Annotated in this window: 25 protein-coding genes; 9 read left to right on the forward strand and 16 right to left on the reverse strand. The window is 69.3% G+C overall.

Annotation, left to right across the window (positions count from 1 at the left end; translation table 11 throughout):
* Positions 1-102 precede the first annotated feature (102 nt).
* On the forward strand, positions 103-438 hold the full coding sequence (locus tag ACX80P_RS11655; RefSeq protein ID WP_459278264.1) for a histone-like nucleoid-structuring protein Lsr2: 336 nt from the start codon (positions 103-105) through the stop codon (positions 436-438).
* A gap of 94 nt (positions 439-532) precedes the next feature.
* Here ACX80P_RS11655 and ACX80P_RS11660 read toward each other — a convergent pair whose 3' ends face one another.
* Positions 533-979: a hypothetical protein gene (locus ACX80P_RS11660; protein ID WP_459278265.1), complete on the reverse strand. Its 447-nt coding sequence runs from the start codon at positions 977-979 to the stop codon at positions 533-535.
* Positions 980-1,177: 198 nt separating this feature from the next.
* Between ACX80P_RS11660 and ACX80P_RS11665 the strand changes: the two genes are divergently transcribed.
* The 3 genes from ACX80P_RS11665 (at position 1,178) to ACX80P_RS11675 (ending at position 4,054) form a co-directional block, all read left to right on the forward strand.
* Complete coding sequence (locus ACX80P_RS11665) at positions 1,178-2,272, forward strand: WD40/YVTN/BNR-like repeat-containing protein (protein ID WP_459278266.1); 1,095 nt, start codon at positions 1,178-1,180, stop codon at positions 2,270-2,272.
* 11 nt (positions 2,273-2,283) lie between these two features.
* On the forward strand, positions 2,284-2,595 hold the full coding sequence (locus ACX80P_RS11670) for a MoaD/ThiS family protein (RefSeq protein WP_459278267.1): 312 nt from the start codon (positions 2,284-2,286) through the stop codon (positions 2,593-2,595).
* 172 nt (positions 2,596-2,767) lie between these two features.
* Complete coding sequence (locus tag ACX80P_RS11675; RefSeq protein ID WP_459278268.1) at positions 2,768-4,054, forward strand: ammonium transporter; 1,287 nt, start codon at positions 2,768-2,770, stop codon at positions 4,052-4,054.
* 53 nt (positions 4,055-4,107) lie between these two features.
* On the opposite strand, the gene ACX80P_RS11680 is transcribed toward ACX80P_RS11675, so the two are convergent.
* The 5 genes from ACX80P_RS11680 to ACX80P_RS11700 form a co-directional block, all read right to left on the reverse strand.
* Positions 4,108-5,721, reverse strand: a complete 1,614-nt coding sequence (locus ACX80P_RS11680; RefSeq protein WP_459278269.1) for a 5-oxoprolinase subunit B/C family protein — start codon at positions 5,719-5,721, stop codon at positions 4,108-4,110.
* Positions 5,708-6,463: a LamB/YcsF family protein gene (locus tag ACX80P_RS11685; RefSeq protein WP_459278270.1), complete on the reverse strand. Its 756-nt coding sequence runs from the start codon at positions 6,461-6,463 to the stop codon at positions 5,708-5,710. Before ACX80P_RS11685 ends, ACX80P_RS11680 begins: the two co-directional genes overlap by 14 nt.
* Positions 6,464-6,547: 84 nt before the next feature.
* Positions 6,548-6,820: a CDGSH iron-sulfur domain-containing protein gene (locus ACX80P_RS11690; protein WP_459278271.1), complete on the reverse strand. Its 273-nt coding sequence runs from the start codon at positions 6,818-6,820 to the stop codon at positions 6,548-6,550.
* Complete coding sequence (locus ACX80P_RS11695; RefSeq protein WP_459278272.1) at positions 6,817-7,848, reverse strand: iron-containing redox enzyme family protein; 1,032 nt, start codon at positions 7,846-7,848, stop codon at positions 6,817-6,819. Before ACX80P_RS11695 ends, ACX80P_RS11690 begins: the two co-directional genes overlap by 4 nt.
* A gap of 121 nt (positions 7,849-7,969) precedes the next feature.
* Positions 7,970-8,428, reverse strand: a complete 459-nt coding sequence (locus ACX80P_RS11700; protein WP_459278273.1) for a DUF4383 domain-containing protein — start codon at positions 8,426-8,428, stop codon at positions 7,970-7,972.
* Between the two features lie 275 nt (positions 8,429-8,703).
* On the opposite strand from ACX80P_RS11700, the gene ACX80P_RS11705 reads away from it, so the two are divergent.
* From ACX80P_RS11705 to ACX80P_RS11715, 3 genes are read left to right on the forward strand one after another with little or no spacing between them, the layout of a single operon-like run.
* Positions 8,704-9,555 carry a hypothetical protein gene (locus tag ACX80P_RS11705; protein WP_459278274.1) on the forward strand — a complete coding sequence of 284 codons (852 nt, stop codon included), beginning with the start codon at positions 8,704-8,706 and terminating at the stop codon, positions 9,553-9,555.
* Complete coding sequence (locus tag ACX80P_RS11710; RefSeq protein WP_459278275.1) at positions 9,555-10,007, forward strand: phage holin family protein; 453 nt, start codon at positions 9,555-9,557, stop codon at positions 10,005-10,007. Before ACX80P_RS11705 ends, ACX80P_RS11710 begins: the two co-directional genes overlap by 1 nt.
* On the forward strand, positions 10,004-10,732 hold the full coding sequence (locus ACX80P_RS11715; protein ID WP_459278276.1) for a DUF3618 domain-containing protein: 729 nt from the start codon (positions 10,004-10,006) through the stop codon (positions 10,730-10,732). Before ACX80P_RS11710 ends, ACX80P_RS11715 begins: the two co-directional genes overlap by 4 nt.
* 117 nt (positions 10,733-10,849) lie before the next feature.
* Here ACX80P_RS11715 and ACX80P_RS11720 read toward each other — a convergent pair whose 3' ends face one another.
* A complete protein-coding gene (locus tag ACX80P_RS11720; protein WP_459278277.1) occupies positions 10,850-11,410 on the reverse strand; it encodes a cysteine hydrolase family protein in 561 nt (186 codons plus the stop codon).
* A 31-nt stretch (positions 11,411-11,441) separates the two neighbouring features.
* The gene (locus tag ACX80P_RS11725; protein WP_459278278.1) at positions 11,442-11,810 is read right to left on the reverse strand and encodes a hypothetical protein; all 369 of its coding nucleotides are present in this window, start codon (positions 11,808-11,810) and stop codon (positions 11,442-11,444) included.
* Positions 11,811-12,244: 434 nt separating this feature from the next.
* On the opposite strand from ACX80P_RS11725, the gene ACX80P_RS11730 reads away from it, so the two are divergent.
* The gene (locus ACX80P_RS11730; protein WP_459278279.1) at positions 12,245-13,111 is read left to right on the forward strand and encodes a DUF2382 domain-containing protein; all 867 of its coding nucleotides are present in this window, start codon (positions 12,245-12,247) and stop codon (positions 13,109-13,111) included.
* Positions 13,112-13,327: 216 nt separating this feature from the next.
* A complete protein-coding gene (locus ACX80P_RS11735; protein ID WP_459278280.1) occupies positions 13,328-13,750 on the forward strand; it encodes a MarR family winged helix-turn-helix transcriptional regulator in 423 nt (140 codons plus the stop codon).
* Here the strand turns inward: ACX80P_RS11735 and dnaB are convergent.
* The 8 genes from dnaB to ACX80P_RS11775 form a co-directional block, all read right to left on the reverse strand.
* Positions 13,747-15,123 carry a replicative DNA helicase gene (gene dnaB / locus ACX80P_RS11740; RefSeq protein WP_459278281.1) on the reverse strand — a complete coding sequence of 459 codons (1,377 nt, stop codon included), beginning with the start codon at positions 15,121-15,123 and terminating at the stop codon, positions 13,747-13,749. The two genes, ACX80P_RS11735 and dnaB, sit on opposite strands and share 4 nt — an antisense overlap.
* A gap of 694 nt (positions 15,124-15,817) precedes the next feature.
* Positions 15,818-16,267 carry a 50S ribosomal protein L9 gene (gene rplI, locus ACX80P_RS11745; RefSeq protein WP_459278282.1) on the reverse strand — a complete coding sequence of 150 codons (450 nt, stop codon included), beginning with the start codon at positions 16,265-16,267 and terminating at the stop codon, positions 15,818-15,820.
* A 15-nt stretch (positions 16,268-16,282) separates the two neighbouring features.
* Complete coding sequence (gene rpsR / locus ACX80P_RS11750; protein ID WP_005273147.1) at positions 16,283-16,522, reverse strand: 30S ribosomal protein S18; 240 nt, start codon at positions 16,520-16,522, stop codon at positions 16,283-16,285.
* A gap of 119 nt (positions 16,523-16,641) precedes the next feature.
* Complete coding sequence (locus tag ACX80P_RS11755) at positions 16,642-17,208, reverse strand: single-stranded DNA-binding protein (protein WP_459278283.1); 567 nt, start codon at positions 17,206-17,208, stop codon at positions 16,642-16,644.
* 60 nt (positions 17,209-17,268) lie between these two features.
* Positions 17,269-17,574, reverse strand: coding sequence for a 30S ribosomal protein S6 (gene rpsF / locus ACX80P_RS11760; RefSeq protein ID WP_043442549.1), 306 nt, complete (start codon positions 17,572-17,574; stop codon positions 17,269-17,271).
* Positions 17,575-17,741: 167 nt separating this feature from the next.
* Positions 17,742-19,025 (reverse strand): M18 family aminopeptidase, encoded by a 1,284-nt coding sequence (locus ACX80P_RS11765; RefSeq protein WP_459278284.1) that lies wholly within the window; start codon positions 19,023-19,025, stop codon positions 17,742-17,744.
* 28 nt (positions 19,026-19,053) lie between these two features.
* Positions 19,054-19,764: a response regulator gene (locus tag ACX80P_RS11770; protein ID WP_459278285.1), complete on the reverse strand. Its 711-nt coding sequence runs from the start codon at positions 19,762-19,764 to the stop codon at positions 19,054-19,056.
* Positions 19,712-21,034, reverse strand: coding sequence for a sensor histidine kinase (locus ACX80P_RS11775; RefSeq protein WP_459278286.1), 1,323 nt, complete (start codon positions 21,032-21,034; stop codon positions 19,712-19,714). Before ACX80P_RS11775 ends, ACX80P_RS11770 begins: the two co-directional genes overlap by 53 nt.
* Between the last annotated feature and the right edge of the window lie 20 nt (positions 21,035-21,054).

A 21,054-nucleotide genomic window follows, 5' to 3' on the forward strand; every position in this document is an offset into this window, starting at 1 on the left:
ATAGGGGGAATTCGGCGATTGCTACCGCCCGCACTACTTCCCGCGATAGGCTCGGAACAATGGGGCTGATGATCTTGATTCCGGACGACACAGGAGAGAATAATGGCCCAGCGCGTGCAGGTACACCTGGTGGACGACCTCAGCGGAGAGGAAGCACAGGAGACCGTGCGATTCTCCCTCGACGGCACGGACTACGAGATAGATCTCACCGAGAAGAATGCGGAATCATTGCGGACTGCTTTGTCCGATTATGTGGGCAAGGGGCGCAAGGCCGCATCGGGCAAGCAGCCGTCCGGCAGCCAGAAGGCGGCATCCTCCCGCTCGAAGCGTGAGGACACGCAGCAGATCCGCCGGTGGGCCGAGGAGCACGGATTCAATCCGAGTTCGCGTGGGCGGATCACGCAGTCCATCATCGACGCCTACAACGAGAGCCGTTGAGGTAATCCCTCCCCCCCGATATCGGGAGTGCCGGTGCATTCCGGGATCGGGGGGAGGGTTGCCCTTTCCCGTTCCGGACCCGGAGAGAGCGGCGTCAGGTCCGTCCGTCCGTCCCGGGTGACATGCCGCGGGCCCACGCTTCAGCGTCGGGGGCGCTCTCGAAATAGCGCGTCTCCGACAGCGCGTGCGCCAGGAAGGCAGCGATGACCTGGTCCACGGGCCCCGTGCCGACGAAGGCGATGCGGGAGGTCAGGGCTCCCTCGAGGATGATCAGCCGGGCCGCCGACGCGATCCCCGCCAGTCCCTGCAGATGGACGACCAGCGGCAGGACATAGCCGTCGGACAGGCTGCGGAGACCCTCGTAGGCCGCCAGGACGTCCGGGAGGGTCAGGAGCGAGCCGGGCGCCCACCAGAGGACGAGCAGCCCGTCGCGTACTTCGACGCAGTGCCTGCCGGCGCAGTGGCGCCGCGCGTGGGGTGCGTGCCCCGGACCGGGACACACCCGCGGCGGCGCGGGGCTCCCGACGTGGATCTGACGCAACGGTGCCTCCCGGTGAACGTGGCTTCAGCTCCCCAGCGACCGCACCGTTCCACTGTGGCACAGTGCTCCCGCCCGTCGGCGGAATGCGGACAAAAGGGGGTAGCCGGCCCTGTACAAAACGAGTGGCCGATGGCAGTCTCCCAAGTGCTATCGATCACATGCGCGCTTTCGCGGCCGCTTCCATGCACGGGGGACACCATGACAGCATCAGGGACGACGCTCCTCGCCATCGGCACCAAGAAGGGTCTGTGGCTCGCGTCGAGCGCCGACCGGAAGGAGTGGACGCTCTCCGGACCGATGTTCCTCATGGAGGAGATCCCCAGTGTGGGCATCGACACCCGGGGCGGACGCACCCGCCTGTTCGCGGGCCGGATGTCGTGGCACTTCGGCCCCTGCATCGCCCATTCCGACGACCTCGGCGAGACCTGGGTGGAGCCGCAGGAAGGCGGGATCCGGTTCGCCGCCGACGACGGCGCCGCCCTCGAGCGGATCTGGCAGATCCAGCCGGACGCGGAGGAACGCCCCGGGGTGGTCTGGGCCGGCTGCCAGCCCATCTCCGTCTGGAAATCCACGGACCACGGGGAGACGTTCACGCTGAACCGCGGCCTGTGGGACCACCCGCACCGCAGCGAGTGGGGCGCGGGCTTCGGCGGTGCAGCCGCCCACACCGTCCTGCCGAGCCCCGTCGACGACACGCTCCACGTCGCGATGAGCACGGGCGGTGTCTACCGGTCCGACGACGGCGGGGCGTCCTGGGAGCCCCGCAACAGGGGCATCAGCGCGTATTTCATGCCGGATCCCGATCCCGAGTTCGGCCAGTGCGTGCACAAGGTGGCCCGCGACGCCGTCGACCCCGACCGCCTGTTCGCGCAGAACCACCACGGCGTGTACGCGAGCACCGACCGCGGTGATTCCTGGCAGTCGATCGCCGACGGCCTTCCCGCCGACTTCGGTTTCGTCATGCTCACCCACCCGCACCGCAGCGGCACGGCGTGGGTCATCCCCCTCAAGGCCGACGGCGAGCGCATCCCGCCCGACGGGCGCCTCCAGGTGCACCGGACGGACGACGGCGGGTCCACCTGGGAGGGCAGCAGCACCGGACTGCCGCAGGCGGAGTACAACGCGGTGCTGCGCGACGCCGCCTGCGTCGACACGGCGGACGTCCCCGGCGTGTACTTCGGGACGCGCGGTGGGTCCGTCTACGCGAGCGCCGACGAGGGACGCACCTTCCGGGAAGTGGCCAGTCACCTGCCGGACGTGCTCTCCGTGCGCGCCGCCGTCCTGCCCGCCTGAGCGGACGGCCCATGTCCCCCGCCTCCCCATCGTCCGCGTCCTCGGTGATCGTCCTGATCCCCACGCTGCTGCGCCCGTACGTGGAGGGCCGCAGTGCCGTCCGCGTGAGCGTGGCCGACGACGGCGACGTGGCCTCGCTGCTCGACGGACTGGCCGAGGGGCGACCCCTGCTCGACCAGCGGATCCGCGAGGAGACGGGGACGCTGAGGCGCTACGTGAACATCTACGTCGACGGCGAGGACGTGCGGCGCCTGGACGGCCTGGCCACGGCGGTTCCGGCGGGCGCCACGGTCATGATCATGCAGTCCGTGGCCGGCGGCTAGGGGTGGGATTCCGCTTAATCCAGAGTTAACGGCGCCCGCCCGGAGCTGAAACCCGGCACTGCCTACCATGGCTCAGCGCGGCGTGCCGTCCCGGGGCCGCACCACCCGCGGTGCGGTCCCGGGCCCAGTCCCGTCCGGTACGCCCAGGCGCTGTCACGGAAATGGACTCCCCATGGACTCTGGAAACGTCGCCTGGATCCTCGCAAGTGCAGCGCTCGTCTGCCTGATGATCCCCGCCCTGGCCCTGTTCTACGGAGGAATGGTGGGTTCCCGCCGCATCCTCAACATGATGATGATGTGCTTCGGCGGGGCGAGCCTCGTCGCCGTGCTGTGGGTACTGTTCGGCTACTCCATGGCCTTCGGCAACTCGCTCGGTGGACTCGGACTCGTCGGGGACGTCGTGGAACACGCCGGAATGGGCCGGCTGCTGGCGGAGGATCCCTCCGCGTCCATCCCGCCGGTCCTCTTCGCGGCCTTCCAGCTCTTCTTCGCCTGCGTGACGACGGCGCTGGTCGCCGGCGCGGCCGCAGGCCGCATGAAGTTCGGCGCGTGGATGACCTTCGCGGGCATCTGGGCCACGCTGGTGTACTTCCCGATCGCCCACTGGGTGTTCGCCTTCAGCTCGGAGGACGGCACGGTGGTGGGCGGCTGGACCGCGAACAGCCTCGGCGCGATCGACTTCGCGGGTGGCCTCGCCGTGCACATGAACGCCGGGATCGCCGCCCTCGCCCTGTCGGTGGTGCTCGGCCGCAGCCACGGCTGGCCGAAGGCGGACCACGCCAGGCCGCACAGCCGCCCGCTCGTCCTCGTGGGCGCGGGCCTGCTGTGGGTGGGCTGGTTCGGCTTCAATGCAGGCTCCGCCCTCTCCGCGGGCCAGTCCGCGTCGGTGGTCTTCCTCAACACGGCCGTCGCGGCGTCGGCGGGCCTGCTGGCCTGGGCCGTCGTCGAGCGGGCCCGCAACGGTGCGGCGACCAGCATGGGGGCTGCGTCGGGGCTGGTCTCGGCGCTCGTCGCCATCACTCCGGCCTGTGGCGCGGTCAGCCCGATGGGCGCCCTCGCCATCGGCGCGATCGCCGGGGCGGTCTGTTCCCTCGCGATCGAGCTGAAGTTCCGCCTCGGCTTCGACGATTCGCTGGACGTCGTCGGAGTGCACCTCGTCGGCGGGATCCTGGGGACGCTGCTGATCGGCCTCTTCGCGACGGCGGATGCCCCCAACGGGGTCTCGGGCCTGTTCTACGGCGGCGGCTTCGAACTGCTGGGCATCCAGGCGCTCGCCACCGTCGCGGTCCTGGCCTACTCCTTCGTCGTCACCTGGGTGATCGCCGCGGTCCTCCAGCGCACCGTCGGCCTGCGGATCGAGGAGGCGGACGAACTGCGGGGCATCGACCTCGCCGCGCACTCCGAGTTCGCCTACCTGACGGACGAGGATCCCGTGCAGCTGGGCGCGCCCCGCACGTGACCGCCGGTCCGGGGACCTGCGGCGCGACGCGGCTCGACCGGCGGCGGGCGGCCTCAGCGGACCAATCGGAAGCGGACCTCCGATCCCGGCGGGAGCTGCGCTGCGCGGTCCAGGTCCTCAGGAATGACGACTGCGACCACCGGGTAGCCGCCCGTGACCGGATGATCGGCGAGGAACAGCACCGGCAGGCCCGACGGCGGCACCTGGAGTGCGCCGCGCACGGCGCCCTCGCTCGGCAGTTCCCCCTCGAGCCGCCGTGTCAGGGCCGGCCCGTCGAGGCGCAGGCCGATCCGGTTGGACTGGGCCGTCACCGTCCACGGCGCGGCGCCCAGGCGGGCCGGACCGTCGTCGAACCAGTCGTCCCGCGGGCCGGGCACCACCCGCAGGATCTCCGGCGATGCGGGGCGGCGGGGCGCCTCGGGGTCCCCCACCATGGACCCCGGCACGGGCGGGTCCACGGGCAGCCGCGTACCCCGCGAGAGGGCGGGCGGCCCGAGGCCCGACATCGAATCCGTCGACCGGCTGCCGAGGACCGGTTCCGCCCCGAATCCCCCACGCACGGCCGTGTAGGAGTACAGGCCCGCCGCGGGCGCGGACTGCCGGAGCACCTCGCCCGCCCGCAGGAGGAAGGGCGCGCAGGGAGCGGGCTCGTGCTCCCGCCCCTCGGGCGTCACGATGAGCAGGCCGACGTCGGCCCCCGTGACGGCCAGCACCTGGTCCTCCGCCGCCTGGAGGGCGAGTCCCCCGTGGAGCGTCTCGATGACCGCCGCCCCGGCCTCGTTGCCCACCAGCCTGTTCGCCTGGCGCAGCGCGGCGCGGTCCAGCGCGCCGGACCCCGCGACGCCAATACGCATCAGCCCGGGCCGTCCGAGATCCTGCAAGGTGCTCGAGAGGCCCGGGGCGACGACGGTCAACCCGGCCGGCGTGTCCGGTCCGGGACGGGCGCCTTCCTCCGCGCCGGTGCCGCTCCCCCCGCCCCGGCCCCGGGGGGTGCTGAGGGAAGCGCGTACCTCGGTGCGTTCCCGTACCGCCGCGAAGCGGACCCGGGTGCCCGGCTCGATGAGGGCGGGCGGTGCCCGGTGCGTGTCCCACAGCACCGCGTCCGTGCGACCGATCAGCTGCCAGCCGCCCGGGGATTCCCGAGGATAGACGGCCGAGAAACCGCCCGCGAGCGCCACCGCGCCGGCCGGGACCGCCGTCCGTGGCACGTCCCGCCGCGGGACCTGGAGCCGGGGATCCCCGCCCGTGAGGTAGGCGAAGCCCGGCGCGAAACCCCCGAACGCAGCGATCCAGCAGGTCCCCGTATGGGCCGCGACGACGGCGTCGACGCTGAGGCCCGTCAGGTCGGCGACGACGGCGAGGTCGGCGCCGTCGTACCGGACCTCGAGCGTGACGGACGCGCCCTCCCGGACCACCGGGACGGCAGGGTCGAGGAGGCGGAGCCGGGCCGTGAGGGCGTCCACCTGCCGGGCATCGCCGACGGTGACGAGCACTGTGCGCGCCGCGGCGACCACGTCCACCTGCCCGTCCACCGGGTGCTCCAGCAGCTGCGCCTGCACGCTGAGGACCTCCGGCAGCCCGGGCAGTTCCGCGAGCACGGCGCGGTCGCCGACCCGCCTCAGGATCAGGGCCGGCCGGTCAGGGCCGGCGGGATCAGGCGAACGCACCGACCGTCACGCCGGCGGCGTCGAGGGCCCTCCGCACCGCCGCAGCCATGCTGACGGCGCCAGGGGTGTCGCCGTGCACGCAGATGCTCTCCGCGGTGATCGGGATCCGGCTGCCGTCCACGGCCACGACCTCGCCGTCGGTGGCCATCCGCAGGACCTGCGCGACGACGTCGGACTCTCCGTGCAGCACCGCGCCCGGTTCGCGCCGTGGCACCAGCGCACCGTCGGGCGTGTAGGCGCGGTCGGCGAACGCCTCGACGATCGTGCGCAGCCCTGCCGCCCGCGCCTCGGCCTCGATCGCACTGCGGGGCAGGACCAGGACGGGCAGGGTGTCGTCGACGTCGCGGACGGCCCGCACCACGGCGCGTGCCTGCTCTTCATGGACGGCGATGGCGTTGTAGAGGGCTCCGTGGGGCTTGACGTACCGCACGCCCGTCCCGGCAGCCCGGGCCAGCGCCTGCAGGGCACCGATCTGGTACACCACGTCGTCGGTCAGTTCACGAGGGTCCACGTCCATGAAGCGGCGGCCGAAGCCCGCGAGGTCCCGGTAACCCGGGTGCGCGCCGACCGTCACCCCCGCCTCGGCCGCGGCAGTGCACGTGACACGGATCCCGACCGGGTCGCCGGCATGGAAGCCGCAGGCCACATTCACGCTCGAGACCGACTCGATGATGCGGGCGTCGTCGCCGAAGGTCCAGTTCCCGAAGGACTCCCCGACGTCGCTGTTCAGGTCGATCACCATGCGCGGACTCCCTCCGGTGTTCCACCAAGCATGCCGTACGGGCCAGGATCGTCCATCGACAGCGGGAAGGGGACGTGCCGCGCGTCAGGGCTCCGAGCGGAAGCCGGTCAGTTTGTGGGAACCGTCGCAGTAGGGCTTGAGCACGGAGGCGCCGCACCGGCACAGGGCCACGGTCCGCCGTGTCCGGGGCAGTTCCTCGCCGTCGGCACCGAGGAGCGTGAAGTCGCCGCGGACGAGCAGCGGTCCGTCAGGGCACGCGACCACGGATACCGGGGCGGCGGTGCCGGAGTTCAGCCGATGGTCCGCCCGGGCATCCGGGGTGTCGGTCGTGGCGGCGACCCCCTCCGCGTCCGTCACGCCGCCACCATCGAAGTACGCAGCGAGGACCGCCCTGACTCCCAGGCCTCCATGATGTGCACCGTCATGAGGGTGTCGATGGCCAGGCCGGCCGCAGCACCGAACAACACGTCCTCGAGCAGCTGCGGGTCGGACTCGACGAGCCCGCCGGCCATGTCCCGGCCGGCGATCTGCTCGTGGACGGCGTCGGCCGCGACGTGCTCGTCGAAGTACTCGGTGGCGTCGGGACCGTATCCGTGGCGCTTGAAGCCGCGGGAGTACAGGCGGTTGGGCTGGGAGGACGTCATCTCGTAGGCGGTGAGGTGCCCCACGATCGCCCCCCGGAGGCGGCGGTGGAGTCCGAACAGCGACATCAGGTTGTTGACGGCGAGCGTGATCGCCGGGACGGCGTCGAGATAGGACCCGTAGGCGTCGTCCATGCCGAGTTCGCGCATCGTCCGCGCGAAGAGCGCGGAGTGCATCCGTGCGGGCATCCCGTTGCCGTACTCGTCCGCCTGGATCTCCACCATCGCGGCCTTCGCTCGACCCGCCAGGCGGGGGATGGCGAAGGTGTGCGGATCGGCTTCCCTCAGCTGGTTGATGGACTTGTGCACGAGGAACTCCCGCAGCTGGTCGTCCGAGGCCGTCTTCGCCACGAAGCGGGACATGCTGGGCCCGCCGTCCTCGCCGGTCATCCGGAAGAGCTGCGCGCAGACAGCGTCACTGGTGGGCGCCGGGAGGGTTCCGACGGCGGTCTCGTCGCGGACCCTCTGCTCGAAGGCGGCCTCGATGCGATGCCGGACCGTGAGGAGCTCCGGATTCCACTCCCAGTCGTCACCCGCCTCGTCGATGCCGCTGTAATGCAACTCGTACAGGCAGAAGAGTGCGAGCTGGAGGTCGTCGTCGTGCAGGATGTCCGGCGTCCGGGACAGTGTCTCCGCGGCGAGCGCGTCGAGCCCGGCGAGTGCTTCCTGCCCGGACTCCACGGACCCGGCGATGACCGACAGGACCTGGGCGCTGAGTGCTCCGCGCGGGGAGGGCTGCTTCATTCCGGACCTCTTCTGTGGGCGGGGGAGCCCCTGTGAGCCGGGGCCGATAATGGTAAGCGTACTTCGCTTCTGCACTGGTGGCACACCCGGCACGCGCGCCTCCGCACGGCCTCCGGCGCGGTCAGGCGCGAGTCCTCGACCGCGCGTCGCGGCCGAGGACCAGGGCGAGCGCGATCATGCCGGCCGCGAGCACGAAGTGGAGCCAGTTGTCCGCACTGTTGAGCGGGACGAAGTTGGCTGCCGACTCCTGGCCGATGAACAGGCCGTAGAGCCAGAGGACGGCGTAGACCACGCCGCCGCCCAGCAGGTAGTTGCGGGCACCGGAGACGGTCTTCGCCATGGCCAGACCGGCGACACCGAAGAGCAGGTGGACGATGTTGTGGAGGACCGACACCTGGAAGATGCCGAGCAGCATCGCCTCGGACTCATGTCCCGCGAACATCATGCTGCCGTAGTTGGAGGTGACTCCCGGGACGAACCCGAGGATCCCGACCAGCAGGAAGACGACGCCCACCGCCTGGGCGGCGCGCTGCACGGTGGTCCGACGTCCGTCCGCCGTGCGGTTGTTCGTGTTCGTCATGCGAATCCCCTTCTCTCGGGATCCCGGGTGGATCCACTCCTTCTGGAAGCGGCCGTACGAGATCCTGTCGTGTCGACGCTAGCGTCGGGCCCCCGGCTTCCGTAGGGTACTAAGTCTACTTGTTTTCGTTTTGCGGTTCTGGAAGAAAGAGCTTGCGAGATTGAAGCTAAGCATGCTTAGCTTCAGGGACAAGTCCAGCACGAACTGCCGGACCATCGCATCGAGAACACGATGGAGCATCCGCTTTAACGGCAATATCAACGTTAGGAACAACCATGACTACGCAGAATTGGCCGCAGGATCCCCTGGTTCCCTCCACCACCGGGCCTGAGTCGTCCACCGCGGACCTCAGCACCCACGAGCTCGGCAGCTCGGACTTCTCCGGTGGCAGCACCGGCTCCGGCGACTCCAAGAAGTCCGCGGCCAAGGACCAGGCCAAAAAGGTCGGCCAGGACAGCAAGGAAGCGGCGAAGAACGTCGCCGGCACCGCAGCAGCCGACGCGAAGGACGTCGCCGGAACGGCCGCTGCCGAAGCGAAGAACGTCGCGGCCGAGGTCGGCTCGCAGGCGAAGAACCTCCTGGGCACTGTGACCTCCGAGGTCAAGAGCCAGGCCGGCACGCAGCAGCAGAAGCTCACCGAGGGCATTCGCGGCGTATCCGACGAACTGCGCTCCATGGCCGACAAGTCGGACAACCAGTTCGTGTCGGGCCTCGTCGAGCAGGCATCACAGCGCACGGGATCGGCGGCGAGCTGGCTCGAGAACCGCGACGCCTCCGACATCCTCGAGGACGTCAAGGCGTTCGCGCGGCGCAAGCCCGGAGCCTTCCTCGCCATCGCGGCGAGCGCCGGCCTCGTCGTCGGTCGCCTGACGCGCGGCGCCAAGGACAACAACGATTCGGGCAGCACCTCCGATCGTGGCACGACGGGCACCTACCCCCAGTACACCCAGGTCGGCTCCGACGCCTACAGCGGCACCCCCGCTTCCGCAGGCTTCGCCGAGACCTCCCGTGGCCAGCACGTCGCGGGCTCCAACCCGGCCTTCGTCGACCCCACGGACGATTACCCGACCATCGCGCCGGGCACCCCTCCCGTAGGCACCCTGCCGAATGACGGGGGCCTGCGCTGATGAGTGAGGCATACACCGGCGGCGCGCACCAGGCCGCCGCCCCCCTGCCGACCGAGGCCGAGCAGCGCTCTGCCAACGCCTCGGTGGGAGAACTGCTCGGGGAGGTGACGAAGGACCTCTCCAAGCTCATGCGCCAGGAAGTGGCCCTGGCCAAGGCCGAGGCCACCGAGTCGGCGAAGAAGGCCGGCAAGGGCGCAGGCATGTTCGCCGGCGCAGCCGTCGGAGGCCACTTCGTCCTCCTGTTCCTGTCACTGGCCCTCATGTGGGGCCTCGGCGCCCTCATGCCCCTGGGCTGGGCCGCCGTGATCGTGGCCGTCATCTGGGGCATCATCGCCGCAGTGCTGGCCTCCAAGGGCAAGAAGGAAATGCAGCAGGTCAAGGGTCTTCCCCAGACAGCGGAGACCGTCAAAGAGATTCCCCCGACACTGAAACCAGGTGAGCAGACACGATGAGCCAGACGCCAGATGAGATCCGTGCAGATATCGAACGTACCCGCCTCGAACTGGGCACGGACGTCGACGCCATCGCTGACAAGGTGAATCCCGCCAACATCGCGCAGCGCCAGACCGACAAGGTCAAGCACAGCTTCAGCAACGTGAAGGAGACCGTCATGGGCAAGGCCGAAGACGTCAAGGATTCCGTGCTCGGCAAGGCCGAGGAAGTGACGGGTTCGGTCAAGGACAAGGCCGGACACGCCAAGGACAAGACCGGCAGCGGCTTCGACAGCGGACTCGGCAGCGCCCACTCGGCAGCAGACACCGCCCGCGACAAGATGCACCACGCGGGCCAGGCTGTCCAGGGAGCTCCCACTCAGATCTCGAACAAGGCTGCGGGCAACCCGCTCGCCGCGGGTCTGATCGCCTTCGGCGCCGGGCTCCTTGCGGGCTCGCTCATTCCTGCCAGCAAGAAGGAGCAGGAAGCCGCCTCGCAGCTCAGGGAGCAGGTGGCCCCCCTGAAGGACAAGGTCACCGAGGCAGCCAAGCAGGTCGTCGAGGAAGTCCGCGAGCCTGCGCAGGAAGCGGTGCAGTCCGTGAAGGAATCGGCCGCCGACTCCGTGCAGACCGTCAAGGACCAGGGCCAGCACGCCGTGGCCGACGTCAAGGGTGAGGGCCAGAAGGCCGCCGGCGACGTCAAGGGCAGTGCCCAGGACGCCAAGGCGAACGTCCAGCAGCGCTGATCCACCACGTACGCACGGCGGTGGCCATCGGATCGTCTCCGGTGGCCACCGCCGTCGTCGTATGCCGAGAGCCGAGACGCCGGGGAGGCGGTCCCGCCTGGTCCTGCCGGCCGGGCCTCAGGCGAACAGTGACTCTGCTTCCGTCCGGCCGAGGACAGGCTGTCGATAGCTCACGGAGAGAATCTCCAGCATCGCCTCCGCGTATTGCTGGTTCGTGCCGGCGATGGCCTCGAGCGCGTAGCTGACCCCGAAGTCGTGGGCGAAGGCGTCAGCCCCGGTCTGAGCGATGCAACTGTGCGCGGATACGCCCGCCAGGACCAGGTGGTCCACGTCCAGGCCGCGCAGACGCGCGGCGAGATCGGTGCCGAAGAAGGCGCTGTCGCGTACCTTCGTCACCACCTCCAGGCCCTCCGCGCGGAGTCCCTCGACGAAGGCCGCCTGGTGTGTGCCGCGGAAGATGAAGCCCTGCCCGTCGTCGAGCATGGACCGGGTCCACGTGGACCCGTCCCGGAGGTGTTCAGTACGGGCCAGGACCACCGGAGCCTGTCTACGCTGCGCGGCCCCGATCAGTCCGTTGCAGGCCGCGACGAGGGCTTCCTGTCGCCGGGCGAGGTCCTCGTTCTCGAAGAAGGCGTTCTGCATGTCGACGATCAGCAGCGCCGTCCGGGACCCGCTCACGCCGGCACCGGATGACGGGAGATGCCTGGTGTCAGGCTGTGACATCCGGCTCCCGCGCCGCCTCGTGGGACAGGTCGAGGAATGCCCGTCCCTCGCGGTGGCGCACCGCGGTCATCAGCGAGGGATCGAGGTGGATCAACGATGCGTCCTGGGCCCGGGCCGGCGACGCCCCGCCGAGGACGTCGGAACCGCCCAGCGGCGCTTCCGCGAGGCGTCGGACCTCCCCCTCGGAGAGGCCTGCAGCGAGCCCTATCTCGGCGTGCGTGAGGCCCGTCGCAAGAGCCTGCCGAATCGCCTCGCCGCAGGCGAGCGCCAGCCGGTCACGTTCGAACTCGGCGTTCTCGAGGTCCGCGGCGGCGATCAGGACCTCGTTGATGAAGGGGGGACGTGGAGCTGACATGGATGCCCTTTCCTGGGGGCTCAGCGAGTCGTCCGCCGGCGTGTCGGTGCATGCTCCGGATCCCGCTCCGTCATCGGGCGTCCCGGGTGGCTCACCGGCGCTCCGCCCTGACGACTGCAGCGGATCCTTCGCGTCGCACGCGTGCGTGGGTCGACTCGGAGGGAGGTAGGCCGGTGGCTGGACCTGCTTACGATGATACGGAAGTGAACCCCGCCGTGGAAGCAGCCGTTCCCCCGTCGGCGTGCCCGGAGGAGAGACCACCGTGCCGCCCGGTTCGAAGAAAGACGCTAAGCCTGCTTCCCATTCGGTACTAAGTATGCTTACTCTAGAGGCCGGTGGTCTCGGGGGCTCTTACCCCCGGTGGAACCTCCCGGTGGTATCAACAGCCGAGAAATCCATACCCTCACAGTGAGATTACTCAGAAGGAGAAGGAAATGATTACTCAGGAACACATCGACACCATGCTCGGCAACGGCGGCAACGTGGTCGGTTCCGATGGAGAGAAGATCGGCTCCATCGGCCAGGTCTACCTCGACGACCAGACCGGCGAGCCCAGCTGGGTCACGGCGAAGACGGGCCTGTTCGGCACCTCCGAGTCCTTCATCCCGCTGCAGGGCGCCGACCTCGAGGGCCATGACGTCCGGGTGCCCTACAGCAAGCACCAGGTGAAGGATGCCCCCCGCATCGAGTCCGACGGCAACCTCAGCCCCGAGGAAGAGGATCGCCTCTACCGCCACTACGAGATCGGTGGCGGCACCAGCGGCTACACCGACACCACCCGCACAACGACCGGCACCGCCGGCACCGCCGGCCTCACGGACCGCGACGTCGACATCGACACCAGCGGCCGCCGTGCGGACCTGACGGACACCGACCGCGGCACCGTGGGTCACGACACGTCGGGACCCACCACGGACGAGGCGATGACCCGCTCCGAGGAGCAGCTGCGCGTCGGCACGGAGCGTCGCGAGGCAGGCCGTGCGCGCATGCGCAAGTACGTCGTCACCGAGAACGTGACGAAGACCGTCCCCGTCAGCCGCGAGGAAGTCCGCGTGGAGCGCGAGCCCATCACGGAAGCCAATCGCGGCAATGCGATGTCCGGCCCGGCCATCAGCGAGGAGGAGCACGAAGTCGTCCTCCACGCCGAGCGCCCCGTCGTCGAGAAGGAAGCGGTTCCCGTCGAGCGCGTGCGCCTCGACAAGGAGACCGTCACCACCAACGAGACTGTCAGCGAAGAAGTTCGCAAGGAGCAGATCGAAGTTGAGGGCGACGAGAGCACGCGCCGGGGCAACAACCTCTAGCATGTGCTGATCGCGGAAGGCCCGGGGCGTCGCCCCGGGCCTTCCGCCGTCGGGCGCCGCCCGGCCGGACGACGGCGTCACGACGCCCACGAAGACGTCTCACCCGTAAGGCAGGAAATATCATAAGCCTGCTGTCTATTTCGGGTATTGTTATCTCAAGTAAGTAGCAGGAACGAGCGGATTCTCCGCTGACGACCGAGGGGAAGGACACCTATCGTGCCCGAATTGAACGATTGGTCGACCAGCCGCCTGTTGACGACCGCGGCCCGCATCGTCGAGCATTCCTGGAACGAGAAGCTCCTGAACATCGGCATCACCCACGCCGGTCTCACGACGCTCGGCGTCCTGGAGCGCGAGGGCACCCTCACCGGCGTGCGGCTCGCCCAGCTGGTCCACGTTCAGGCGCAGACGGTCGGACGCACCCTGGATCGCCTCGAGAAGCGCGGCCTCGTGACGCGGCTCCGCAACACCGCCGACCGGCGCAGCCAACGCATCACGATCACCTCGGCCGGCCTGAAGGCCCTCGAACGGGCGAAGAACATCGAGCACGAGCTGATGGCCGAGGACGGCCTCGCCTCCGAGGACCTGCGGGACCGCCTCAAGACCGTGATCCTCGAGCTGGGGCCCAAGAAGGACTAGTAGCCCCCGCCGTCGGCGGCCATGTTGTTGAAACGCGAATAATGGCCCTGGAACCCGACGACGAGCGTCTTGGTCGGACCGTTACGGTGCTTCGCAACGATGACATCGGCTTCGCCGGCACGCGCCGACTCCTTGTCGTACACGTCGTCGCGATGCAGCAGGATCACCATGTCGGCGTCCTGCTCGATCGATCCCGATTCACGCAGATCGGACACCTGGGGCCGCTTGTCGGTCCGCTGCTCGGATCCGCGGTTCAGCTGCGAGAGGGCGACGACGGGGACATTGAGTTCCTTCGCCAGCAGCTTCAGGGCTCGTGAGAACTCCGAGACCTCCTGCTGGCGCGACTCCACCCGTTTGCCGGAGGACATGAGCTGCAGGTAGTCCAGCACCACGAGCTTGAGGTCGTGGCGCTGCTTCAGCCGCCTGCACTTGGCCCTGATCTCCATGAGCGACATGTTCGGGCTGTCGTCGATGAACAGCGGGGCGTCGTTCATGCGCCCCATGGTCGTGGCGATCTTCCCCCACTGCTCGTCCTTGATCGTGCCCTTGCGGAGATCCTGCAGCCCGATGGTGGCCTCGGCGGAGAGCAGGCGCATCGCGATCTCGTTGCGGCCCATCTCGAGGGAGAAGAAGACCGTCGTCATGTTGTGCTTGATGGCCGCGGACCGCGCCCAGTCCAGGGCGAACGTCGACTTGCCCATCGCAGGCCGCGCAGCGATGACGATCATCTGTCCGCCGTGGAGGCCCTGGGTGAGTTCATCCAGCTCGTAGAACCCGGTGGGCACGCCCGTCATGCCCTCGCCCTTGTGCCCTGCGGACTCGATCTCATCGACCGTGCCCTCGATGATGTCCTTGAGCGCCACGTAGTCCTCGGCCGTGCGACGCTCCGCCACCGCGTACACCTCGGCCTGGGCGGCATTGACGAGGTCGTCCACCTCCCCGTCGTTGGAGTAGCCGAGCTGGACGATCTTGGTGCCCGCGTCGACCAGCCGGCGCAGGACGGCGCGCTCGCGCACGATCTCCGCGTAGAAGCCCGCGTTGGCCGCTGTCGGCACGGACTGGATCAGTGTGTGGAGATAGGCGGGGCCGCCGATGCGCGAGATCTCGCCGCGCTTGGTGAGTTCGTCCGACACGGTGACGGCGTCGGCCGGCTCGCCGCGCCCGTAGAGGTCGATGATGGCCTCGTAGATGCTCTCGTGGGCGGGCCGGTAGAAGTCCAGGCCGCGGAGCACCTCGACGCAGTCCGCGATCGCGTCCTTGGACAGCATCATGCCGCCGAGTACGGACTGCTCCGCGACGAGGTCCTGCGGTGGAGTGCGCGAGAATTCAGGGATCCGTGTGTCCGGTGATGAATCTGCATGTGCCAGGGACACTGAAGGGCCTTTCTCTTACTGTCGAAGCGGTTGCGCCGGGGCGCCGACCGGACGCCCGGGGCGGGTCCGACAGGGACAGGCCTATCACCCGGCACCCTCACTTTCGCGAATCCCCCGCAACGCTATCCCCCTCTTGCTGCCCTGCAAAGCGCTGTCCCAACAGGGGCTGTGGGTAAGTGTGAATAACCTGTGGATTGCGGGGCGAATCTTGTGCACAGGATGGGGACAACCCTGTGGACAAAGAAGAAGTTTTGGATGAAATAGGCCTCTGACCTGCGGAAACGTTATCCCCGGGCTGTGGAGGGAAACTAGTGTGGGGGCCTGCGCCATCCACAGGACTGCTGTTGACAACGGGTCCTAGGGCACTTCGCGCGCGGCGTCAGGAGATATATACGCGCCCGGTGACCCCGTCCGGAAGCCTCCGTCCGCGGCGATCCGCCCAGCCCGCAGGCATATACTGCGGGGCGCACGTCTCACCCCTCCGGAGGGCTGCCGGATGGAGTCGCCCACGGGTATGGATACGGGCCACTCCGGACGGAGAGATGCCTGCGAAGGGATGGCCGGAAGTGCCCGCCGGTTAAACAGCAGGGAGCCCCCGCGGATACACGGGGGCTCCCTGGGCGGTTGACGCCGGGCCGCCCAGAGCCAGGCGGCCCTCCCCGAACTCGCTTCGCGAGTTCCGGGCACCTCGCTGCTAGCTTGCGACGACGTCCAGGTCGATGACCGCCGCTACGTCCTCGTGGAGACGGACGTTGGCCTGGTACGAACCGACCGACTTGATGTGGGCCGGGAGTTCCACCTTGCGCTTGTCGATCTTGCCGAGGCCGGCGGCCTCGACGGCCTTCGCGACGTCGTCGGCCTTGACCGTGCCGAACAGGCGGCCGGAGCCGCCCGCCTTGACGGTCAGGGTGACGGGCTTGGCCGAGAGCACGGCGGCCTGGCGCTGGGCGTCCTCGAGTGATGCGTGCTCGCGTGCGGAGCGGGCAGCCTTGATCGACTCGACCTGCTTCTCGCCACCCTTGCTCCACATCAGGGCGAAACCGCGGGGCAGAAGGTAGTTACGTGCGTAACCGTTCTTCACCTCGACGACGTCGCCTGCGGCACCGAGTCCGGTGACTTCCTGGGTCAGAATGAGCTTCGACATAGTGTGTCCCTTTCCCTAGCCGCGGCCGGCGCCGGAGTACGGCAGGAGGGCGACTTCGCGGGCGTTCTTGATTGCCTGAGCGATCTTGCGCTGCTCCTGGACGGTTACGCCGGTGACGCGACGGGCGCGGATCTTTCCGCGATCGGAAATGAACTTACGCAGCAGGGCTACGTCCTTGTAGTCGATGACGGTGACGTCAGCGGCCTTCAGGGGGTTGGACTTTGGTTTGGGCTTACGGAGTTCAGCCTTAGCCATCGTGGTGCTCCTTTGAATGGTGGAGCCCGCAGAACGATTCTGCGGGATGGGACGTGCCAGTCACCTGTGGGCGACTGCGGCAGGAGTTCCGGGAACGGAACCGCTGCCTGGAGGGATGCCTAGAAGGGAGGCTCGGAGTCCTGGCCGGTGCCCCAACCCTGCGAATTCCCGCCTGAGGGAGCACCCCAGGGGTCGTCCGCGGGCTGCTGCGCCTGCTGGGTCTGCTGGCCGCCGCCCCAACCCGAACCCGACTGCTGGTTCGAGCCGCCGGAGTTGCCTCCGGAGTTGCCACCGAAGCCACCGCTGTTCCCGCCGCCGGAGCGCTGGGTGCGGGTGACCTTGGCGGACGCATAGCGCAGGGATGGACCGATCTCGTCCACCTCCAGCTCCATGACGGTGCGCTTCTCGCCCTCTTTGGTGTCGTACGAACGTGACTTCAGTCGGCCCTGGGCAACCACGCGGGTTCCCTTGGTCAGGGTCTCGGCGACGTTCTCCGCGGCCTCACGCCACACCGACGCCCGGAGGAACAGCGTTTCGCCGTCCTTCCAGTCGTTGCTCTGGCGATCGAAGGTGCGAGGAGTGGACGCGATGGTGAAATTGGCGACCGCCGACCCCGACGGTGTGAACCGCAGTTCGGGGTCGTTGGTGAGGTTGCCGATCACCGTGATGACTGTTTCGCCTGCCATGGTGCCTCCTTGAGTCACTTCCCGCCGGAGCGGGGTGGGTGGATAAGGGATCTGCCGAGATTATTCGGCGGAAACCTTCTGCTCCTCGGGGCGGATGATCTTGGTGCGCATGATCGTCTCGTTGAGGCTCAGCTGGCGGTCGAGCTCGGAAGCCACGGCCGGGGTCGCGGTGAAGTTGACGACGGCGTAGATGCCCTCGGTCTTCTTCTGGATCTCGTACGCAAGGCGCCGGCGTCCCCAGATATCCACCTTGTCCACGGTGCCGCCGCCATTGCGGACGACATTCAGGAACTTCTCGAGTGTTGGGTCGATGGAGCGTTCCTCGACGTCGGGGTCGATGATTACCATCAATTCATATGCACGCATGTGTGAACCCACCTCCTCTGGGCTGAGCGGTCGCGGTCTTTCCGCAACAGGAGGTTCTTTAGCGTTGGTCCGGCCGCCGTTCCCGGTACTTACCGGGGAACGTCTGCGGCACAGACCTCTCAATGCTACCGGACGGACCGGCGGGGGCGAACTCCTGGGGAAGCCCCCTACTGTCCGCCACGGAAGAAGGCACCGCCGACCCGCGCGAGGTACCCGGGATCGTCGGCGCCGCAGAGCTCACGCGCCGAGTGCATGGACAGCAGCGGTATCCCGACGTCGACCGTGCGGATCCCGAGCCGGGTCGCCGTGAGCGGGCCGATCGTGGAGCCGCAGGGCATCACGTTGTTGGACACGAACTCCTGGTACGGGACGCCGGCGGCGCGGCAGAGCGCCGCCCAGTACGCCGCGCCGGGCGCGTCGGTGCTGTAGCGCTGGTTGGCGTTGATCTTCAGGAGCGGCCCGCCGTTGAGGACGGGCAGGTTCGCCGGGTCGTGCCGCTCCGCGTAGTTGGGGTGGACGGCGTGGCCGGCGTCGGCGGAGACGCAGAACGACGCCGCGAGGGCCCGGAGCCGTTCCTCCGTGCCCGCGCCCAGCCCCAGCGAGATCCGCCGGAGCATGTCCTCGAGGAAGGGGCCGCTGGCACCGGACCGGGAGCCGCTACCCACCTCCTCGTGGTCGAACGCCGCCAGGACGGCGATCGGCCCGTCCGCGCGCGCGTCCGGGGACGCCTCGATGATGGCTGCGAGCCCGGCGTGCACCGAGGACAGGTTGTCGAGCCGCCCGGAGGCGAAGAACTCCTCCCGCGCGCCGAAGACGCGGGGTTCCTGCGTGTCGGCGACGACGACGTCGAACCCGCCGACCGCGTGCGGGTCGACGCCGGCGCGCGCGGCGAGGAGCCCGAGGAGGTCCGCGTCGGCAGGCTCGCCGAGACCCCAGACCGGGTTCATGTGGCGCTGCTTGTCCAGCGCCAGGCCGTCGTTGACGGCGCGGTCGAGGTGGATGGCGAGTTGGGGGAAGCGGAGGATCGGCCCGGTCGCCACGAGGTGTTCGGTGCCGTCGCGGAGGGTGAGGCGGCCGGCGAGCGCGAGCTCACGGTCCAACCAGGAGTTCAGGAGGGGCCCGCCGTACACTTCCACGCCGGCCTGCAGCCAGCCGTACTTCCCGGTGGTAGGGCGTGGCTTGAGCTTGAACGACGGCGAGTCAGTGTGCGCACCGAGGATGTGGAACCCTGTGGTGGGTCCGGCCGCCGACGGGACGGTCCACGCGACCAGGGCGCCGTCGCGGACGACGAAGAAGCTGCCGGCACCTCCCTCCCACGCGTCCTGCTCCGCGAGCTGCCGGAATCCCGCGGCCGAGAGCCGGCGGCCGGCCTCCGCGACGGCGTGGAAGCTCGACGGCGACGCCGAGACATAGGCTCCGAGGTCCTGGATGTGCGCGGGTGCTGGGCTCATCCTCCGATTCAACCAGACGCCGTCCCGGTCAGTGCGGGCCGGCCGGCCCCGGCACCACGATCGCGTTCTCGTACGCGTACACCACGGCCTGCACCCGGTCGCGCAGATCCAGCTTGGTCAGGATCCGCCGCACGTGCGTCTTGATGGTCGCCTCGGACAGGAAGAAGCGGGCGGCGAGTTCGGCGTTGGACAGGCCCTCGGCGATCGCCTCGAGCACCTCCCGCTCCCGCGGCGTCAGCTCGGCCAGGCGCCGGTCCGGAGCGGCCGCGGTCCTCTGCACCGGGGGAAGCGACCGCACGTAGGTCTCCAGGAGCCGCTGCGTGACGCGGGGTGCGACGACGGCATCGCCGCTCGCGACCACCCGCACCGCCTGCACCAGGCCCTCGGGTGCCACGTCCTTGAGCAGGAACGCGGAGGCACCGGCCTGCAGGCCGGCGAAGGCGTACTCGTCCAGGTCGAAGGTCGTCAGGATGATGATCCGCGCGGACGACCCGGACGAGGTGATCCGGCGCGTCGCCTCAATGCCGTCCCCCTGGGGCATCCGAACGTCCATCAGCACGACGTCGGGCGACAGGTCGGCAGCGAGCCGTACGGCTTCGGCCCCGGTGGACGCCTCGCCGACGATCTCCAGGTCGGGTTCCCCCTCGAGGATGAGCCGGAAGCCCATCCGAAGGAGGGGCTGGTCGTCAGCGAGGAGAACCCTGATGGGCCTGGTCGGCGTGCTGTGCTGCGTGGTCATCTTTCTCTTTCCCCCGTCGGTTTCCCGGTCCGCCCGTGGTGTCGGGGACCGTCAGCGATACCTCGACGAGCCATCCGCCCGAGGGGCGTCCGCCGCACTCGACGGTGCCCGCGTAGATGGCGGCGCGCTCCCGCATGCCGGCGATGCCCTGGCCGGAGCCGAGGGACGCCACGGGTCCCATGCCACCCCGCCCGTCGTCCGCGACGCGGAGCGCCACGTCGTCCCCCGCCCGGGAGATCGCGACGTCCACCAGCGTAACGCCCTTGCCGTAGCGCAGGACGTTGGTCAGGGACTCCTGCAGGATCCGGTACACGGTCAGCTGGAACGCGGGATCGTCGGGCAGCCTCGGCCCGCTCGTGGTCACCCGAAGCGGCAGGCCGGCCGCACGGAAGCCTTCCAGCAGGTGGGCCAGCGAACTCGACGCCGGCAGCGGTTCGAGGGAACCGGTCACCGCTTCCGCGCGCAGGACCCCGAGGACCCGCCGCATGTCGGCGATGGCCGTGCGGCCCGTGCCCGACAGCTCACCGAGCACCGCGGCGGCGCGTTCCGGGTCGCGCTTCATGAGGACGGCCGCGCCGTCGGACAATGCCACCATCACCGTGAGCGAGTGCGCGACGACGTCGTGCATCTCGCGAGCAATCCGGTTGCGCTCACTGGCGGACGCCAGCTCGGCGTTACGGGCAGCCCACTCGCGCAGCACGCTCTCGTGTTCGCGATCCCGGCGCACGGTGACTCCGGTGCCGACGGCGACGGCCAGGAACATCACGACGAACCCGCTCAGGAGCCAGATCACGCCCGGCGCGTCGCCGAAGGTGCTGACCGGGATGAGGAACAGGGCGCTCACCGAGACGACCGTCGCCGCCGCAGCGGCGAGGAGTGTCTGCCGCAGCGGGTGTGTCGCGGCCACGGTGTAGAGCGCGAACATCGTCGCGACTCCGCTGCTGCCGGCACCCTCGGTCAGGATGCTGACGGGGACGTCGAGGACCGAGACGAACGCGAGGACGAGCAGCGGCCGGTCCCGGCGGAAGGCCAGCGCCGCGGCGGCCAGCGCCACACCGCCCACGCCGAGCCAGTTGTCGCCATCGAGGACGACGAGCAGGGCGTTGGGGAAGGCGAACAGGACGAACAGGAGCATGACGACGGCGTCCATCGCCCGGGGATGGCGTCGGAAGAACCGACGGAACGGCCCGAGCCGGCGGGCATTGAGCTCGGAGAAGGAGACCACGGCCGTTCGTTCCGCGGTCTCCCCCGCCAGGGGTCTGTCAGTCATGGCCACCCATCAGGGGCTCC

This window comes from Arthrobacter arabinosi, assembly GCF_054511115.1.

What these genes read in the sequence shown, in the direction of transcription:
- rpsF (WP_043442549.1), bottom strand. Translation starts at nt 17,574, where the DNA reads ATGCGTGCATATGAATTGATGGTAATCATCGACCCCGACGTCGAGGAA.
- ACX80P_RS11770 (WP_459278285.1), bottom strand. Translation starts at nt 19,764, where the DNA reads ATGACCACGCAGCACAGCACGCCGACCAGGCCCATCAGGGTTCTCCTC.
- ACX80P_RS11670 (WP_459278267.1), top strand. Translation starts at nt 2,284, where the DNA reads ATGTCCCCCGCCTCCCCATCGTCCGCGTCCTCGGTGATCGTCCTGATC.
- ACX80P_RS11695 (WP_459278272.1), bottom strand. Translation starts at nt 7,848, where the DNA reads ATGAAGCAGCCCTCCCCGCGCGGAGCACTCAGCGCCCAGGTCCTGTCG.
- ACX80P_RS11675 (WP_459278268.1), top strand. Translation starts at nt 2,768, where the DNA reads ATGGACTCTGGAAACGTCGCCTGGATCCTCGCAAGTGCAGCGCTCGTC.
- ACX80P_RS11655 (WP_459278264.1), top strand. Translation starts at nt 103, where the DNA reads ATGGCCCAGCGCGTGCAGGTACACCTGGTGGACGACCTCAGCGGAGAG.
- ACX80P_RS11700 (WP_459278273.1), bottom strand. Translation starts at nt 8,428, where the DNA reads ATGACGAACACGAACAACCGCACGGCGGACGGACGTCGGACCACCGTG.
- ACX80P_RS11725 (WP_459278278.1), bottom strand. Translation starts at nt 11,810, where the DNA reads ATGTCAGCTCCACGTCCCCCCTTCATCAACGAGGTCCTGATCGCCGCC.
- ACX80P_RS11775 (WP_459278286.1), bottom strand. Translation starts at nt 21,034, where the DNA reads ATGACTGACAGACCCCTGGCGGGGGAGACCGCGGAACGAACGGCCGTG.
- ACX80P_RS11705 (WP_459278274.1), top strand. Translation starts at nt 8,704, where the DNA reads ATGACTACGCAGAATTGGCCGCAGGATCCCCTGGTTCCCTCCACCACC.
- ACX80P_RS11715 (WP_459278276.1), top strand. Translation starts at nt 10,004, where the DNA reads ATGAGCCAGACGCCAGATGAGATCCGTGCAGATATCGAACGTACCCGC.
- ACX80P_RS11685 (WP_459278270.1), bottom strand. Translation starts at nt 6,463, where the DNA reads ATGGTGATCGACCTGAACAGCGACGTCGGGGAGTCCTTCGGGAACTGG.
- ACX80P_RS11710 (WP_459278275.1), top strand. Translation starts at nt 9,555, where the DNA reads ATGAGTGAGGCATACACCGGCGGCGCGCACCAGGCCGCCGCCCCCCTG.
- ACX80P_RS11765 (WP_459278284.1), bottom strand. Translation starts at nt 19,025, where the DNA reads ATGAGCCCAGCACCCGCGCACATCCAGGACCTCGGAGCCTATGTCTCG.
- rplI (WP_459278282.1), bottom strand. Translation starts at nt 16,267, where the DNA reads ATGTCGAAGCTCATTCTGACCCAGGAAGTCACCGGACTCGGTGCCGCA.
- ACX80P_RS11730 (WP_459278279.1), top strand. Translation starts at nt 12,245, where the DNA reads ATGATTACTCAGGAACACATCGACACCATGCTCGGCAACGGCGGCAAC.
- ACX80P_RS11665 (WP_459278266.1), top strand. Translation starts at nt 1,178, where the DNA reads ATGACAGCATCAGGGACGACGCTCCTCGCCATCGGCACCAAGAAGGGT.
- rpsR (WP_005273147.1), bottom strand. Translation starts at nt 16,522, where the DNA reads ATGGCTAAGGCTGAACTCCGTAAGCCCAAACCAAAGTCCAACCCCCTG.
- ACX80P_RS11755 (WP_459278283.1), bottom strand. Translation starts at nt 17,208, where the DNA reads ATGGCAGGCGAAACAGTCATCACGGTGATCGGCAACCTCACCAACGAC.